Annotated in this window: 16 protein-coding genes; 4 read left to right on the forward strand and 12 right to left on the reverse strand. The window is 69.5% G+C overall.

Annotated features, from left to right (window positions below; genetic code table 11):
- The 3 genes from ONA70_RS13650 to ONA70_RS13660 all read right to left on the reverse strand — a co-directional run.
- A partial coding sequence (locus ONA70_RS13650; RefSeq protein ID WP_265006779.1) for an AMP-binding protein occupies positions 1–843 on the reverse strand: 843 nt, incomplete at its 3' end.
- Positions 840–1823: a class I SAM-dependent methyltransferase gene (locus tag ONA70_RS13655; RefSeq protein WP_265006780.1), complete on the reverse strand. Its 984-nt coding sequence runs from the start codon at positions 1821–1823 to the stop codon at positions 840–842. The genes ONA70_RS13655 and ONA70_RS13650, both read right to left, overlap by 4 nt.
- A 189-nt stretch (positions 1824–2012) precedes the next feature.
- Positions 2013–2783, reverse strand: a complete 771-nt coding sequence (locus tag ONA70_RS13660; RefSeq protein WP_265006781.1) for a thioesterase II family protein — start codon at positions 2781–2783, stop codon at positions 2013–2015.
- A gap of 373 nt (positions 2784–3156) precedes the next feature.
- Between ONA70_RS13660 and ONA70_RS13665 the strand changes: the two genes are divergently transcribed.
- Genes ONA70_RS13665 through ONA70_RS13675 form a run of 3 tightly spaced genes read left to right on the forward strand, consistent with a single transcriptional unit; the run spans position 3157 to position 4841 of the window.
- The gene (locus ONA70_RS13665; protein WP_265006782.1) at positions 3157–3834 is read left to right on the forward strand and encodes a hypothetical protein; all 678 of its coding nucleotides are present in this window, start codon (positions 3157–3159) and stop codon (positions 3832–3834) included.
- On the forward strand, positions 3831–4223 hold the full coding sequence (locus tag ONA70_RS13670; protein WP_265006783.1) for a phage holin family protein: 393 nt from the start codon (positions 3831–3833) through the stop codon (positions 4221–4223). The genes ONA70_RS13665 and ONA70_RS13670 overlap by 4 nt, the downstream gene beginning before the upstream one ends.
- 21 nt (positions 4224–4244) lie before the next feature.
- Positions 4245–4841, forward strand: coding sequence for a DUF3618 domain-containing protein (locus ONA70_RS13675; protein WP_265006784.1), 597 nt, complete (start codon positions 4245–4247; stop codon positions 4839–4841).
- 120 nt (positions 4842–4961) lie between these two features.
- Here ONA70_RS13675 and gdhA read toward each other — a convergent pair whose 3' ends face one another.
- Positions 4962–6278, reverse strand: coding sequence for an NADP-specific glutamate dehydrogenase (gdhA, locus tag ONA70_RS13680; protein WP_454557356.1), 1317 nt, complete (start codon positions 6276–6278; stop codon positions 4962–4964).
- 202 nt (positions 6279–6480) lie between these two features.
- Here gdhA and ONA70_RS13685 point away from each other — a divergent pair, with 202 nt between their 5' ends.
- Positions 6481–7143 (forward strand): hypothetical protein, encoded by a 663-nt coding sequence (locus ONA70_RS13685; RefSeq protein ID WP_265006786.1) that lies wholly within the window; start codon positions 6481–6483, stop codon positions 7141–7143.
- 1 nt (position 7144) lies between these two features.
- Here ONA70_RS13685 and ONA70_RS13690 read toward each other — a convergent pair whose 3' ends face one another.
- The 8 genes from ONA70_RS13690 to ONA70_RS13725 all read right to left on the reverse strand — a co-directional run bounded on the left by ONA70_RS13690 (position 7145) and on the right by ONA70_RS13725 (position 14214).
- A complete protein-coding gene (locus tag ONA70_RS13690) occupies positions 7145–7684 on the reverse strand; it encodes a cation:proton antiporter domain-containing protein (RefSeq protein ID WP_265006787.1) in 540 nt (179 codons plus the stop codon).
- An 89-nt stretch (positions 7685–7773) separates the two neighbouring features.
- Entirely contained in the window at positions 7774–8478 is a 705-nt protein-coding gene (locus ONA70_RS13695) for a GntR family transcriptional regulator (protein ID WP_265006788.1), read from the reverse strand.
- A 20-nt stretch (positions 8479–8498) separates the two neighbouring features.
- Entirely contained in the window at positions 8499–9509 is a 1011-nt protein-coding gene (locus tag ONA70_RS13700; RefSeq protein ID WP_265006789.1) for a proline racemase family protein, read from the reverse strand.
- Positions 9510–9513: 4 nt separating this feature from the next.
- Positions 9514–10242, reverse strand: a complete 729-nt coding sequence (locus tag ONA70_RS13705; RefSeq protein WP_265006790.1) for an ABC transporter ATP-binding protein — start codon at positions 10240–10242, stop codon at positions 9514–9516.
- Positions 10235–11050: an ABC transporter ATP-binding protein gene (locus ONA70_RS13710; protein WP_265006791.1), complete on the reverse strand. Its 816-nt coding sequence runs from the start codon at positions 11048–11050 to the stop codon at positions 10235–10237. Before ONA70_RS13710 ends, ONA70_RS13705 begins: the two co-directional genes overlap by 8 nt.
- The gene (locus ONA70_RS13715; protein ID WP_265006792.1) at positions 11047–12084 is read right to left on the reverse strand and encodes a branched-chain amino acid ABC transporter permease; all 1038 of its coding nucleotides are present in this window, start codon (positions 12082–12084) and stop codon (positions 11047–11049) included. The genes ONA70_RS13710 and ONA70_RS13715 overlap by 4 nt, the downstream gene beginning before the upstream one ends.
- Positions 12084–12977, reverse strand: coding sequence for a branched-chain amino acid ABC transporter permease (locus ONA70_RS13720; protein ID WP_265006793.1), 894 nt, complete (start codon positions 12975–12977; stop codon positions 12084–12086). The genes ONA70_RS13715 and ONA70_RS13720 overlap by 1 nt, the downstream gene beginning before the upstream one ends.
- 64 nt (positions 12978–13041) lie before the next feature.
- Positions 13042–14214, reverse strand: a complete 1173-nt coding sequence (locus ONA70_RS13725; protein ID WP_265006794.1) for a branched-chain amino acid ABC transporter substrate-binding protein — start codon at positions 14212–14214, stop codon at positions 13042–13044.
- Positions 14215–14244: the final 30 nt, after the last annotated feature.

Raw genomic sequence — 14244 nt, forward strand, 5'->3', positions numbered from 1 at the left:
CCCCGCCCCCCCCCCACACCGCCCACCCCCCCCCCGCCGCAACGTGGCGCATCCGGCGAGTTCCGGCTCGTCGAGCACGTGCCGCAGCATGGTCGGCACGAAATGCGCGGTGGTGACGGCTTCCCGCTGGATCAGCCGGACCAGGCCGAGACTGTCGAATTGCAGGCCCGGCCCCGCGATGACCACGGCGCCACCCGCGATGAGCGGGGAGAAGATCTCGTGCACCGACGCGTCGAACCCGATCGACGCCTTGTGCAGCACCCGGTCGTCGGCGGCGAAACCGAACCAGTCGTGGCCCCAGGCCAGCCGGTTGACCAGCCCGGCGTGCGGCAGCACGACACCCTTGGGCTGGCCGGTGGAACCCGAGGTGAACAACACCAGCGCGGCCTGCTCCCCCGGCGGCAGCCAGCCCGCGCGATCCAGCAGATCGGTCCCCGCCACCACCTTGGCGGTACGCACATCGCGCCAGCCCGTGCCCGCCGCGGCGGCGACGGTAGCGGGCCGATCTGCGTACAGGACGAGCCGGGGTGCGGCTATGGCGAGCATCTGCTCGGCCCGGCCGGAGGGTAGCTCGGGATCGACCGGCACCGCGACCGCGCCCACCGCGAGCGTCGCCAGCAGCGACGTCACGTAGTCGGCGGACCGGTGCAGGTAGAGGCCGACCAGGTCACCCGGCCTGATCCCGGCCCGCCGCAGCAGTTCGGCCGTCGCGCCGATCCGCTGCCACAGCTGTGCGTAGCTCAGCTCGCCGTCGGGGGCGACGATCGCGGGCCGGCCGGCGTCGGCGCCCGAGGGCCGGTGTACCAGATCGAGCAGGTAGCGCGGGTTGGACATGGAGGTCATGCCGTCCTGGTCGCGACCGCGACAATCGCCATCCGGGGCACCTCGGCGACGAACTGCCCGTCGGCCCGGTAGACCACCGGCCGCGCCGGGATGCCGTCACGGCCACCGAGCGCGGCCAGGTAGCCGGTGTGGTCGAAGTGGTGCGTCAGCAACCGCCACACCTCGTCGTCGCTCAGCGTCGCGAAAAACTCCCGCACCCCGTACATGTCGCCGACATAGTCGCGAATCCGCGCGTACGCGGACTGCGCGGTGTCGGCGCGCACGATCAGCGGGTCATAAAGGTCGACGATGCGCACCGGCAGATCGGCCTGGGCGAACAGGCTGGCCAGTTCCGACCGGCTGAAATGCTGGTGGTCGTGGCCACCGGAGGCGTGCGAACGCACCACCTCACCGAAGAATCCGGCCATCGGGCTCGACTCGTCGAAGTCGTGCAGCACGATCCGGCCACCGGGGCGGACCACCCGGGCCGCCTCCGCCACCGCCAGCGGCCGCTGGTGCGCCGGGATGTGGTGCGTTCCGTAGGCGAGCAGCACCGCGTCCAGGCTGGCGTCGCGCAGAAACAAGAAGTGCGCGGCCTGGCGTACGGCGGGCAGGCCGTGCGCGAGCGCCTTGTCGACCATGTGGCCGGACAGGTCGCCGGTGATGAACGCCAGCTTGGACTCGAAACAGGCGGACTGACTGCTCGCCGCGCGCGCCACGGTGCCGTCGCCGCCGAGCACGTCCAGGATGAGGGTGACCGGCTCGGATCCGGCCGGAGCGGCCAGGTCCAGCAGTTGCCGCATTCCGGTCCAGCGCACCAGGGTGTCGCGCTGGGCCCGCCGATAAGAGTCGCCCCGGCCGGTGGAGTCGGTGTCAAACTCGCTCACCGTGGCGGCCAACTCCGCCAGCGCCACAGCCGCACCCGGGCGCTCGAAATCAAGCACCTCGCGCAGTTCGGGGTGGACGGTCGCCACCGCGTGCAAGTACTCACGCAGATCCAAGGACGGCAAGTACGACGGGCTCATTAGCACCTCGGCGCACGCAACGGTTTGCCGCCTCTTCAGCGACGTCCCCTTCGATGAACGGATGGCGAACTCTAGCACCGCATTTCGCCGGCCCGCCATGTCGAACACCCGACACCATGGAAGCCCTGGTGTGGGAAAGAGTCCTTACACCTCCTTTGTCGACGATTACGCCACAGCGGTGTGACTGGCGACGATGCCCCGCATAAGGTCCAAGATTTCCGACTGGTAGTCAGTCAGGAAGAAATGCCCGCCGGCGAACACATGTCGCTGTGGCGGGGCCGCGCATTCCAGCGCCCACCCGGCCGCCCGGTCCAGGTCTACGTGCTCGTCCCCGTCGCCGAGCAGCACGTGCACCGGCAGCTGCAGCGGCGGCTCGGCACGGTAGGCGTACCGCTCGGACAGGGCGAAGTCGGCCCGGATACCCGGCAGGATGACCTCCATCATCTCCCGGTCCGCCAGCAATCCGGCCGGGGTGGCCCCGAAGTCGCGCAACGCCTCGATCAGGCCGGTGTCGTCGAGTTCGTGATAGCGCTGCTTGATCAGCCGGGTCCGCGGCGCCTCGGCCCCGCTGACCAGCAGCGCCAGCGGATCGGGCGCGCCCCGGCGGCGCAGCTCCCGGGTCACCTCGAACGCCACCAGCGCACCCAGGCTGTGCCCGAACAGCAGGAACGGCCCCGACGCCCGCTCGATGACCGCCGTCGTCAGCTGATCCACCAGCTCCGCAACGTCGTCGACGGGCGGCTCGTGCATCCGGATCCCCCTGGCCGGCATCAGCGCGACCTGCAACGACAGCTCCGGCTCAGCCATCGCCTGCCACTCCATGAACGACGCGGCGATGCCACCGGCATGCGGGAAGACGAAGACCTGCGCATCACCGGTGGACTGCGCCACCGACCCGAACCAGCGGCTCGCGCCGCCCGCACTCACCAGGGACATGACCGCGAGCATAGGTCAGCCAAGGAGCGGAGCCGCCCAGGCGATCTGCTGCTGGTGCCCGCAGTACGGGCAGCGCAGCACCCATTGCCACTGCGAGCTGAGGGCATAGAGCGCTCCGATGACGGTCCGACGGATTGCCTCGATTTCGCCATAGCGCGTTTGGCGGCATGGTGCTGATCGGATGCTTCGCGGCATTCGTGGTCGTTCTGGGCGCGATAGCCCCCGCCCTGGTTGAACCCAAATCGGACGTCGCTCGTAAGGGCGACTTCACGGCTCTTGTTCCCAGTCCAGCTGTGAATGTGGTGAGGCGGTGAGGGTACGCGGGTGGCGTTCCGGGCCGCACGCGGCCGGGAGCCGAGGAGAGGAGCACACGATGACGGCGATCAACCAGAGCAGACCGCCGGGCGACACCACTGAGCAGGCCCGTCGGGCGGCGTCCCAGGTGGGCCAGCAGACGGCGCAGGCGGGTGGCCAGGTCGGTCACGCTGCCGCCGAGCAGGGCCGGCAGGTGGCCGCGCAGGCGCGGCAGGAGGCTCGGCACCTTACCGGGGAAGCCACTTCGCAGCTGCATGACCAGGCCCGGACGCAGCAGCATCGGGCCGCGGAGGGGTTGCGTGGTATCGGCCGGGAACTGGGTTCAATGGCCGATCGCGGCGGAGATACCGGTATGGCCGGTGAGGCTGTCCGGCGCGCGGCGATGGCCGCGGATCGGACCGCCGGATGGCTCGACGAGCGTGAACCTGGCGAGGTGATGGACGACGTACGCGGGTACGCCCGCCAGCACCCCGGGATGTTTCTCGCCGGCGCGGCGGTGGCCGGAGTGCTGGTCGGCCGGCTCACCCGGAACCTGGCTTCCGGGAACGGGAGGCGGCCAAGCGAACAGATGGGCCAGACCCCGCAGCCTGGCCAACCGACCGGCCAACAGGCGTCCCAGGAAGCGGTCGAAGCTCCGTACACCGGCGAAGACCGGTACACCGGGGCGGCGCGGGCGCAGAACGTCCCGCTGGAGAGCCAGCGGGAGACGAACATTCCGGGTGGGGTGGCACTGTGAGCGCCCCGGAGAAGGAGCGCACCCAGTCGGTCGGTGAGCTGCTGGGTGACGTGACCCGTGACGTGTCGACGCTGTTCCGCCAGGAGATCGAGCTGGCCAAGGCGGAAATGCGCGAGGAGGCGACCCAGGCCGGCAAGGCCGGCGGCATGTTCGGTGGCGCCGCGCTGGCCGGTTTCCTGACGGTTCTGTTCGTCTCGTACGCGGCCTGGTGGGGTCTGTCCAACGTGATGGACCAGAGCTGGGCGGCACTCATCGTGGCGGGAGTGTGGGCGATCATCGCCGCCATCCTCCTTGCCATCGGGCGGACGAAGCTGCGGCAGCTGCGCGCGGTACTGCCCCGGACGCAACAAACCGCACGGCAGATGCCGGACGCCCTACGCGGCCGGTGAGCGAGCCGGAAGGGAGCAAACATGCCGACCGATCCGGACCGGATCCGACAGCAGATAGAGCAGACCCGCAACGAACTGATCAGTGACGTCGACGCGCTGAGCGACAAGGTCAACCCGCGGCGGATCGCCGGTGACCGTGTCGACCAGGCCCGCGGGGCGGTCACCCGGGTCAAGGAGAAGGTGATGGGCACACCGATGGACGGGCACGGCCCCGGCCAGCAGATGTCGGCCGCCGCCGGGTCGATGCGCAACCAGGCCCGCGAACTCGGGCAGCAGTCCCGGCAGCAGGCGCAGGGTAACCCACTGGCGGCCGGCCTGATCGCCTTCGGCGCCGGGCTGCTGGTCTCCGCGCTGATCCCGGCCAGCCGCTCCGAGCGGCAGTGGGCCGGCCAGGCCAAGGGAATGGCCCGCCAGCATTCCGGCGAGCTGCGCGAGCAGGCAAGCCAGGTCGGCCACGAGATGCGGGACAACCTGCGCGAGCCCGCGAAGCATGCGGCCCAAGCGGTGGGGTCGACCGCCGTACGCGGCGCGTCCGCCGTTCAGGGCCAGGCCAAGTCGGCTGCCCAGCAGGTACAGGGGCAGGCACAGGGAGCTGCGGGTGAGCTTCGGCAGGGCTGAGCCAGGTGCGGCGACGGGGCGGGCCCCATCAGCAGGCCCGCCCCGCGGCGCCGTCCCTTCGGCCAAGGTCGGAGCTGGCGGCGCTGCGCCCAAGCCGTCCCGCCCGGTCCGTACTGGCCCTCACACCACGCCGTGCGCGAGCATCGCCTCCGCCACCCGCCGGAAACCGTTGATGTTCGCGCCGGCCACGTAGTCGCCCGGCAGGCCGTACTCCTCCGCGGTGGCCCAGCAGCGGGCGTGGATGTCCCGCATGATCTCGCGCAGCCGCTGCTCCGACTGGGCGAACGTCCACGAGTCGCGGCTGGCGTTCTGCTGCATCTCCAGTGCGCTCACCGCCACGCCGCCGGCGTTGGCCGCCTTGCCCGGAGCGAACTTCACCCCCGCCCGGCCCAGGATCCGCACCGCCTCCGGCGTGGTGGGCATGTTCGCCCCCTCCACCACCGCGACGCAGCCGCCGGCCACCAGCGCCGCGGCCTCCGCGCCGCCGATCTCGTTCTGTGTCGCGCACGGCAGCGCCAGGTCGCACGGCACCTCCCAGACGGTACGACCGGAGACCGTCACCGCGTCCGGCACGTGCTTGACGTAGTTGTCGAGTCGGACCCGGCGCTCCTCCTTCAACTCCCGCAGCAGCTCCAGGTCGATGCCCTGCTCGTCCAGCACGTACCCGTACGAATCGGAGCAGGCCACCACCCGGCCGCCGAACTGGTGCACCTTTTCGATGGCGTAGATCGCCACGTTGCCGGAGCCGGAGACCACCACCCGCTTGCCTTCCAGGCCGTCCCCGGCCTGCTTCAGCATCTCCTCGGCGAAGAAGACCGCGCCGTACCCGGTCGCCTCCCGGCGCACCTGCGCGCCCCCGTACGACAGGCCTTTGCCGGTGAGTACTCCCGACTCGTACCGGTTGGTGATCCGCTTGTACTGGCCGAACAGGTAGCCGATCTCCCGGCCACCGACGCCGATGTCTCCCGCCGGCACGTCAGTCTGCGCGCCGATGTGCCGGTACAGCTCCGTCATGAAGCTCTGGCAGAAGCGCATCACCTCCCGGTCCGAGCAGCCCTTCGGGTCGAAGTCCGCGCCGCCCTTGCCGCCCCCGATCGGCAGACCGGTCAGTGCGTTCTTGAAGATCTGCTCGAAGCCGAGGAACTTGACGATGCCCAGGTAGACCGACGGGTGGAAGCGCAGCCCGCCCTTGAACGGGCCCAGCGCGCTGTTGAACTCCACCCGGAAACCGCGGTTCACCCGGACCCGGCCGCGGTCGTCCTCCCACGGCACCCGGAAGATGACCTGCCGCTCCGGCTCACAGATCCGCTCGACGATCCGTGCGTGCACGTACTCGGGGTGACGGGCCAGGGCTGGCCCGATGCTCTCCAGCACCTCCCGTACCGCCTGGTGGAACTCGGGTTCACCCGGGTTGCGATTGACTACGTCCGCGAACATCGTCTCGACGGTCTCCGGCATCACCCGACACGTCCCTTCCGGTCCCGGGCAGCCCCGTCGCCCACCGGATCGGCCTCGCGCGCCGACCGCCCCCGGATACGATAATCACCATCGTCCGGCTCACTGGTCCCATGGACGAGTTGATCTGGGACGCCGCGCGTGCCTCCCGTGACCGGCTGGACGGCGCTCGGGAGGGAGGACGATGAGCGGGAGCCAGGAGCCGCTACTCGACGACCTCACGGTCGTCGTCATCGGCGGGACCGGTAGCGTCGGACGCGCAGTCGTGGAGGCAATGCTCGCCCAAGCCGCCCACGTGCTCGTGCCCACCAGACGGCCCGAGAACCTCACCCGGCTGCGCAACAGCCTGCCCGCCGACCTGCAGCCCGAGCTCGCCGGGTTCCTCGGCGACATCGGTACGCCATCCGGCGCCGCCGACGTCGCCCTGCAAATCGACAACGCCATCGACGACCTCACCGCGGTCGTGTGCGCCGTACCGCCGCCACCGGCCCAACGCCCCGAACCCGACGGCGGTCACCGAGGCCGACCCGAATCTGTCGTCCGGTTGCACGCCGCCGTGATGGACGCCTTCCTGCCCCTCATCGACCCGAACGGCAGCTACACCGCCCTGCACTGCGCCAGTGACGGGGAAGCCAACAGCGACCTGGCGCATCTGATACAGCGCAACTGGCGGGCCACACGAGGGCGTCCACGCATCAACCAGGTGATCATCCCCGGTCAGCTCGGCAACGACGAGCACACCCGGCAGCAGTTGCGGATGCTCGGCGACTACCTGGCATGGCTTGCCTCACCCGCGAGCGGAAGCCACGGCCACACCATCCGCTTCCATGGACCACCGGCACAATAGATCACGCGCCGCCCTGGCCACGGTTGGACGAGGGCCCGGGAATCCACAGGTCCCTTGGCCCTGCCGCATTCGGCGGCGCCAGTCGCGGTGCACGGCCTGGACCTCGCCGAGCATCCGCAGCAAGTCCTGGGCGGCGTCGTCCGCGCCGCAGGCACGCACCCAGGCGACGATATCGGCGGGGGCGAATCTGCCGGCCGTTCCGGGTGAACCCGGCACGGGCGGGCCGGGTACCGCGCCAGACGAACACCCACGCGATCACGGCGCCCACCACGAGCCCGCCGGCCGCCGCGAGAACGAACTGTCCAGCGGCCGCGGGGAAGGAGAACGTACCGCTGACGGCTGCGGTCACCGCCACGCTGAGGATCGTCAACGCGGTGGCGTCGTTGAGCAGCCCCTCACCCTGAATAATGGTGACCAGCTTTGGTGGAAGATTCACCCGCCGGCCCACCGCGAGCGCCGCTACCGGGTCGGAGGGCGCGACGGCCGCGCCGACCGCGGCCAACGTCGCCCCGGCGACGAACAGGTGCGCGAGGCCAGCCACCGCGCGAAGATGATGACCGCGACGGCCGCCAGGACGAACAACAACAGGGTCTCGGAGCTCACGTACTCAATCCTGCGTGGTGTTGGCGGTCAGGGTTCGTGGTAGCCGGCCCAGGAGCCGCGGACGTGGCCGATGTGGCGTCGCATCAGCGCCGCCACCCCCGGCGCATCGCCGGCCATCACCAGATCGACGATCTGCTCGTGCTCGGCGGCCGAACGCCCCAGCTCGCCACGCTCGGCGAGCCCTTGCAGGCCGTACAGCCGGCTGCGGGCCCGTAGGTTGCCGACCACGTCGATGAGATGCCGGTTGCCGGCGAGGGCGAGCAGCGAGAGATGGAAACGCCGGTCGACCTCGACATAGCCGATGAGGTCGCCGGTTTCGGCGAGCCGCTCCACCTCCCTCGCCAGGGGACGCAGCTCCTCGACCGCCGCGCGGGTGGGCTCGTTGATGGCCCGGGCGATCTCGGCCACGGTGGGCACCTCGATCAGCGCGCGCAGCGAGGTGATCTCGTCCAGGTCCCGGTCACTCAGCTCCTTGACCCGGAAGCCCTTGTTTCGAACGATCGTGACCAGTTCCTCGTTGGCGAGGTCGAGCATCGCTTCGCGCACGGGCGTGGCGGAGACACCGAACTGCTCTGCGAGCGTCGGCACGGAGTACAGCACGCCGGCGCGCATCTGTCCCGTGATGACCGCGCCACGCAGGGCATGGGCGATCTCCTGTCGAAGGTTGGGCCGGCCCCCTAACTGCGGCAAAGAGAGCGCGTCCGGGGCCAGGCGCCCGGTGGCGTCCGTCACGGTGTCACTCCTTGTCCTCTTCATCGCAGCGCGAATCCCAGTCCGACGGGATCGTTGGCCTCAAGGACGAAATGGTGTTCGCCAGTTCGGTAGGCCATCCCTCGCACCTCTGAAACGTAGGCCGGGCGGCCCTCTGCTTCCAGCTCCTGCACGACGCGGCCCAGGAACCGTGTTCCGACCACCGAGTCGTGCGTTAGCACCTGGTCAGGGGCGAGTTGCCCCGATGATGCTAGCAGCGCGACCCGCGCGGAGGTGCCCGACCCACACGGCGACCGGTCGACCTCACCGTCGGCGAAGACGGTGATGTTGCGCTGGTGCGGGCCGCCGGACCGCCGGCCGAGATCCTCGAACAGGATCGTGCCGTAGATGCCGTCAAGCCGCGGTTCGCTCGGATGCCGGGCCCATTCGGTCTCGTTGAGTTTCCATTTGATTTCACGGCCGAGTGCCAGCAGGTCGCCGTAGTGCTTCGGGCTGACCGATAGCCCGAGGACCGAGGCGTCGACGGAGGCGTAGATCGCGCCCCCGTAGCTGATGTCCGCGCGCACCGGGCCCCGGCTGGTGTTCACGGCGATGCCCTGGCCCAGTACGTACGCGGGCACGTTGCGGAAGCTGACCCCGCGGACCTCGCCGGCCGCACAGGAGACTGTGGCCGTGACGCGACCTGACGGTACGTCGATCACCACGTCGGTTTCCCCGTCCGGGGCGGCGTCCACGAGCCCGCTCCGGACGGCCCACACACCCAGCGCGATGGTGCCGTGTCCGCACGCCGTCGAGTAGCCGTCCTTGTGCCAGAACAGCACCCCGAAGTGTGCGCCCTCGTCGTCCGGTGGCACGACGAAGCAGCCGTACATGTCGGCGTGGCCACGAGGTTCGTTGACCAGGAGCCGGCGCACCGCGTCGACCTGTTCGTCGCGCTGGGCGTGCTCGCGCCGTTCCAGCACGGTGGTGCCGGGAATCTCCGGGGCGCCTTCGGTGACGATGCGGAACGGCTCTCCCGCCGTGTGGTAGTCGGTGGCACGAATGTCCGGCATCGCCTCAGGCCCCCAGGTACGCCTCGACCACGCGGGAGTCGCGCGCGAGCTCGCGGGCCGCTCCCTGCAGGGTGATCACACCGTTCTCCACTACGTACGCGCGGTGAGCGATCTTGAGTGCGGCGCGCGCGTTCTGCTCGACGAGCAGCACCGATGTGCCGTCGGCGTTGATCCGGCGGATCAGGTCCATGATCTGGGCTACCACGAGTGGTGCGAGCCCCATCGAGGGCTCGTCCAGCATCAGCAGTTTGGGCCCGGCGACCAGCGCGCGACCGACGGCGAGCATCTGCTGCTCGCCGCCGGACAGGTACCCGCCCTGCTGGTTACGCCGTTCGGCCAGCCGGGGTAGCAGGGAGTAGACCTCGTCGATCCGGCGGTTGACCGCGGCGACGTCCTTCACGAGGTAGCCGCCGAGTTGGAGGTTCTCGTGGACGGTGAGCCGGGAGAAGATGCGGCGCGCCTCCGGCACGTGCACCACCCCCGCGCCCACGATCTCCCAGGGTTTGGCCTTGGTGATGTCCGTGCCGAACGCGCGCACGGTGCCGCCGGTGGACCGCACCACCCCGGAAACCGTGGCGAGCGTACTGGTCTTGCCCGCGCCGTTGTTGCCGAGCAGGGTGACGATCTCGCCCTCGCCGACGGTCAGGGTCAGGCCCCGGAGGGCGTGGACGCGGCCATAGTGGACGTCGAGAGCGTTGATTTCGAGTGCCCGGCGGCCGGTGGCCTCACTCATGGCTCATCTCCTCGCTCGTGGCTTCGTCCGCGTCGTCCTTGCCGAGGTACGCCTCGATCACGGCCGGATTGCGGCGTACCTCCTCGGGAGTGCCGTCGGCGATCTCCCGGCCGAAGTTCAGCACGACGACCCGGCGCGACACCTGCATGACGAGGTCCATGTCGTGTTCGATGAGCACGATGGCGATGCCCAGCACGCTGATGCGGTGCAGCAGATCGAGCAGTTCGTTCTTCTCGCCGTAGTTGAGGCCCGCGGCGGGCTCGTCGAGCAGGAGCAGCTTGGGCCCGCGCGCGAGGGCACGGGCGATCTCGACGCGTCGCTGCTCGCCGTACGGAAGGTTCCGCGCCAGTCCTCCACGGTCACCGCGCAGGCCCACGAAGTCGAGCCAGCGGTTCGCCTCGTCGGTCGCCTCCCGTTCCGAGCGCCGGAACCGCGGCGTGTGCAGTAGCGCGTCGAGGGCGTTCTGCCGCAGCCGAAGGTGCATCCCGGCGCGGACGTTGTCGAGCACCGTCAGCTCACCGAACAGGCGCAGGTTCTGGAAGGTGCGCGAGGTCCCCCGGGCCGCGATCGCGGACGGTCGCAGGCCGGTGATGTCGACGCCTTCCAGGGTGATCGAGCCACCGGTGGGCTTGTAGAAGCCCGTGATGCAGTTGAACGCGCTGGTCTTGCCGGCACCGTTGGGTCCGACGATCGAGAGGACGTCGCCTTCGTTGACCTGGAGGGTCAGTCCGTCCACGGCCTTCACGCCGCCGAAGTCCAGGTGCAGATCCTGCACCTGCAGCAGCGGTGCGGGTTCTTGCGTGCTCACGGCACCACCTCCTTGGCCTTGGGCAGGTCATGCTCCTTGGCCTTGCGCATGTCACGCCGGGACTGCCGTTCCGCGGCCCGTGCCGGCCACAGTCCCTGCCGACGGAAGATCATCACGATGATGAGCAGGATCCCGAATATGAAGTACCGGTAGTCGGCGGCCTGCCGGAGAAGCTCGGGCAGCACGCTGATGACGATGGCGCCCAGCACGACGCCGGGCGTCGAGCCCATGCCGCCGAGCACGACGGCCATCAGGATGAGGGCCGACCACAGGAAGGTGAAGCTCGGTGGGGAGATGGCGGACAGTTGGGCGCCGAAGAGGATGCCGGCGAGGCCACCCCAGATGGCGCCGCCGATGTAGGCGGCGAGCTTCACCCGGTACGTGTTGATGCCCATCGCCTCGGCGGCGTCCTCGTCCTCGCGGATGAACCGCCAGGCGCGTCCGAGTCGGCTGCGTCCGAGCCGCGCCGCGCCGAGGACGGCCAGGGCGACGACGACCACGCAGGTGTAATAGAGGCCGACCGGGCTGCTCAGGTCGAGCGAGAGCAGCGTGATGCCGGGGATCCCGTAGATGCCGGACGGCCCACCGGTGATGGTGAGGTTGTTCGCGGTGATCCGGATGATCTCCCCGAAGCCGAGCGTCACGATCGCCAGGTAGTCGCTGCGTAGCCGCAGGGTGGGCCCACCGATCACGATGCCCGCGACGACCGCCGCGACGATGACGACGGGCACCGTGGCCAGCAGCGGCCAGCCGTACCTGGTGGCGAGGATGCCGCTGACGTAGGCGCCGATGGCGAAGAACGCGGCGTACCCGAGGTCGAGCAGGCCGCAGTAGCCGACGACGATGTTGAGGCCGACCGCGAGCATCACGAAGAGCAGCGCGGAGGTCATGACCGACAGGGCGTAGTTGGTCGCGGTGACGAACGGCGCCAGCAACGCGACGGCCAGTCCGATCAGGCCGAGGTAGCGGTTCTGCTGGATTCGCTCGAAGAGGGCGCGGACGCGGGCGGGTGACGTTGCGAAATTGGTGGTCATCAGACACGCTCCGTAACGCGCTCGCCGAGGATGCCGGTCGGACGAAGCGTGAGGAAGACGATGAGGAAGCCGAAGGCGAAGACGTCGCGCCACTGCCCGCCGATCCAGGCGGTGCCGAGCGACTCGAGCAGGCCGAGCGCCAGGCCGCCGAGCATCGCGCCCTTGATGTTGCCGATGCCGCCGATGACGGCCGCGGTGAACGCCTTGAGCCCGATGATGAACCCCATCAGGAAGTCGATCTTCCCGTAGTAACCGCCGGCCATCACGCCGGCGGCGCCGGCGAGGGCGGAGCCGATGAAGAAGGTGCGCGCGATGATGGCGTCGACGTTGATGCCCATGTACAGGGCCGCCGTCGGGTCCTGGGAGATGGCGCGCATGGCCCGCCCGGTCCCGGTCCCCATGACGAGCCACTGGAGGCCGGCCATCAGCAGGACCGCGATCAGGATGAGACTGGCCTGCTGGATGGTGATGCGGGCGCCGAGCAGGTTGATCGAGTCGCCCGCCAGCCGGACCGGATAGACCTCCGGGTTGGGCCCGGCCACCAGGCGCATCCCGTACTCGAGCGCGAACGAGGCGCCCACAGCGGTGATCAGTACGGAGAGCCGGGGCGCGCTGCGCAGGGGACGGTAGGCGATCCGCTCGAGCAACAGGCCGGCCGTTCCGGTCACCAGCATCGAGATGACCAGGACGATGAGCAGCGCCACGAAGCCGAGGCCGGTCACCAGCCCGCCGGCGACGCTCAGGACGCCGAAACCGGTGAACGCACCGAGCATGTACAGGTCGCCGTGGGCGAAGTTGAGGAGCCTGATGATGCCGTACACCATGCTGTAGCCCAGCGCGACCAGGGCGTAGAACGATCCGACGAAGAGACCGTTCCAGATGAGTTGGGTCATGGGAGTCCTTCGGGGAACGCCCCGGCGGCGCGCTCCTGGGAGGGCGCCGCCGGGAGCAGGCGATCTACTGCAGGGTGTCCTTGAGGACGATCTTGCCGTTCTCCACCGCGAGGATCTGGAAGCCACCGCTGGAGAGCGTGTGGTCGGGCGTGAACTTCAGCGGCCCGGAGAACAGCTGGAAACCGTCGATCCCCTCGAGCGCCTTGATGACGGCGCTGCCGTCAGTCGAGCCGGCCTGCTTGACCGCCTCGGCGGCCACCCGGACGGCGTCGTAGGCCTGGGTGGAGTACGGACCGGGGGCGGCGCCGAACTTGCTCTTGTAGTCCGCGATCCACTTGTCGGCGCCCTGGATCGTGTCCGGGGTCTGCGTCATGGTGGCGAAGACGCCCTCGGCGACCGTGGGGCCGGCGATGTCCACCAGCTTCTGGTCGACCGATCCGTCGGCGACCATGATCTTGCCGGTGTAGCCGGCCTGCCGGAGCTGGCGGATGATGAGGCCGCCCTCCTGGTAGTAGCCGGTCCAGTAGATGAAGTCCGGCTGGCTCTTCAGGATGGCGTGGACGTTGGCGCTGTAGTCGCTCTCACCCGCGGTGACCGACTCGCGTCCCGCGAGCGCCGGCGAGCCCGTCAGCAGCTTGGCGGTGGTGTCCGCGATGTCCTTGGAGTAGCTGGTGTTGTCGTCCATGAGGGCGACCTTGGTGGCACCCACCTTCTTCATGAACTTGAGCGCCGCATCGGACTGCTGCACACCGGTGCCGTTGATCAGGAACACGTTCTTCTTGTGCTGCTTGACCAGCTCGTTGGAGTTGGCGGCCGGGATGAGCATGGGCACGTCGGCCTTCTCGAAGATCGGCAGCGTCGGGAGCGTCGCACCCGAGCAGTAGCCGCCGACCGAGATCTTCACACCCTCGGTGACCAGCTTGTTGGCGCCCGCCGTGGCGCTCTTGGCGTCGCACGCCTCGTCCTCGACCTTGAGCTCGAGCTTGCGCCCGTTGACGCCGCCCTTGCCGTTGATCTCGTCGACGGCGAGTTGCGCACCGTTCTTCATGTACGGCCCGATGGCCGAGCTGCTCCCCGACAGCGGAGTCAGCATGCCGAGGACGATCGGCCCATTGTCCGACGACCCGCCCCCTCCCGAGGCGAGCCCGTTACCACAGGCGGAGAGCATCATGGCGGCCACCGCCGCGCCGCCCACGAGGGCGACTCGCGACAGCCGGCGGGTCAGGTATGCGGTCATTGTCCGAACCCACTTCCCTCAAGGACCGAC

The organism is Micromonospora yasonensis, from assembly GCF_026013475.1.
Classification (GTDB): Bacteria; Actinomycetota; Actinomycetes; order Mycobacteriales; family Micromonosporaceae; genus Micromonospora; species Micromonospora yasonensis.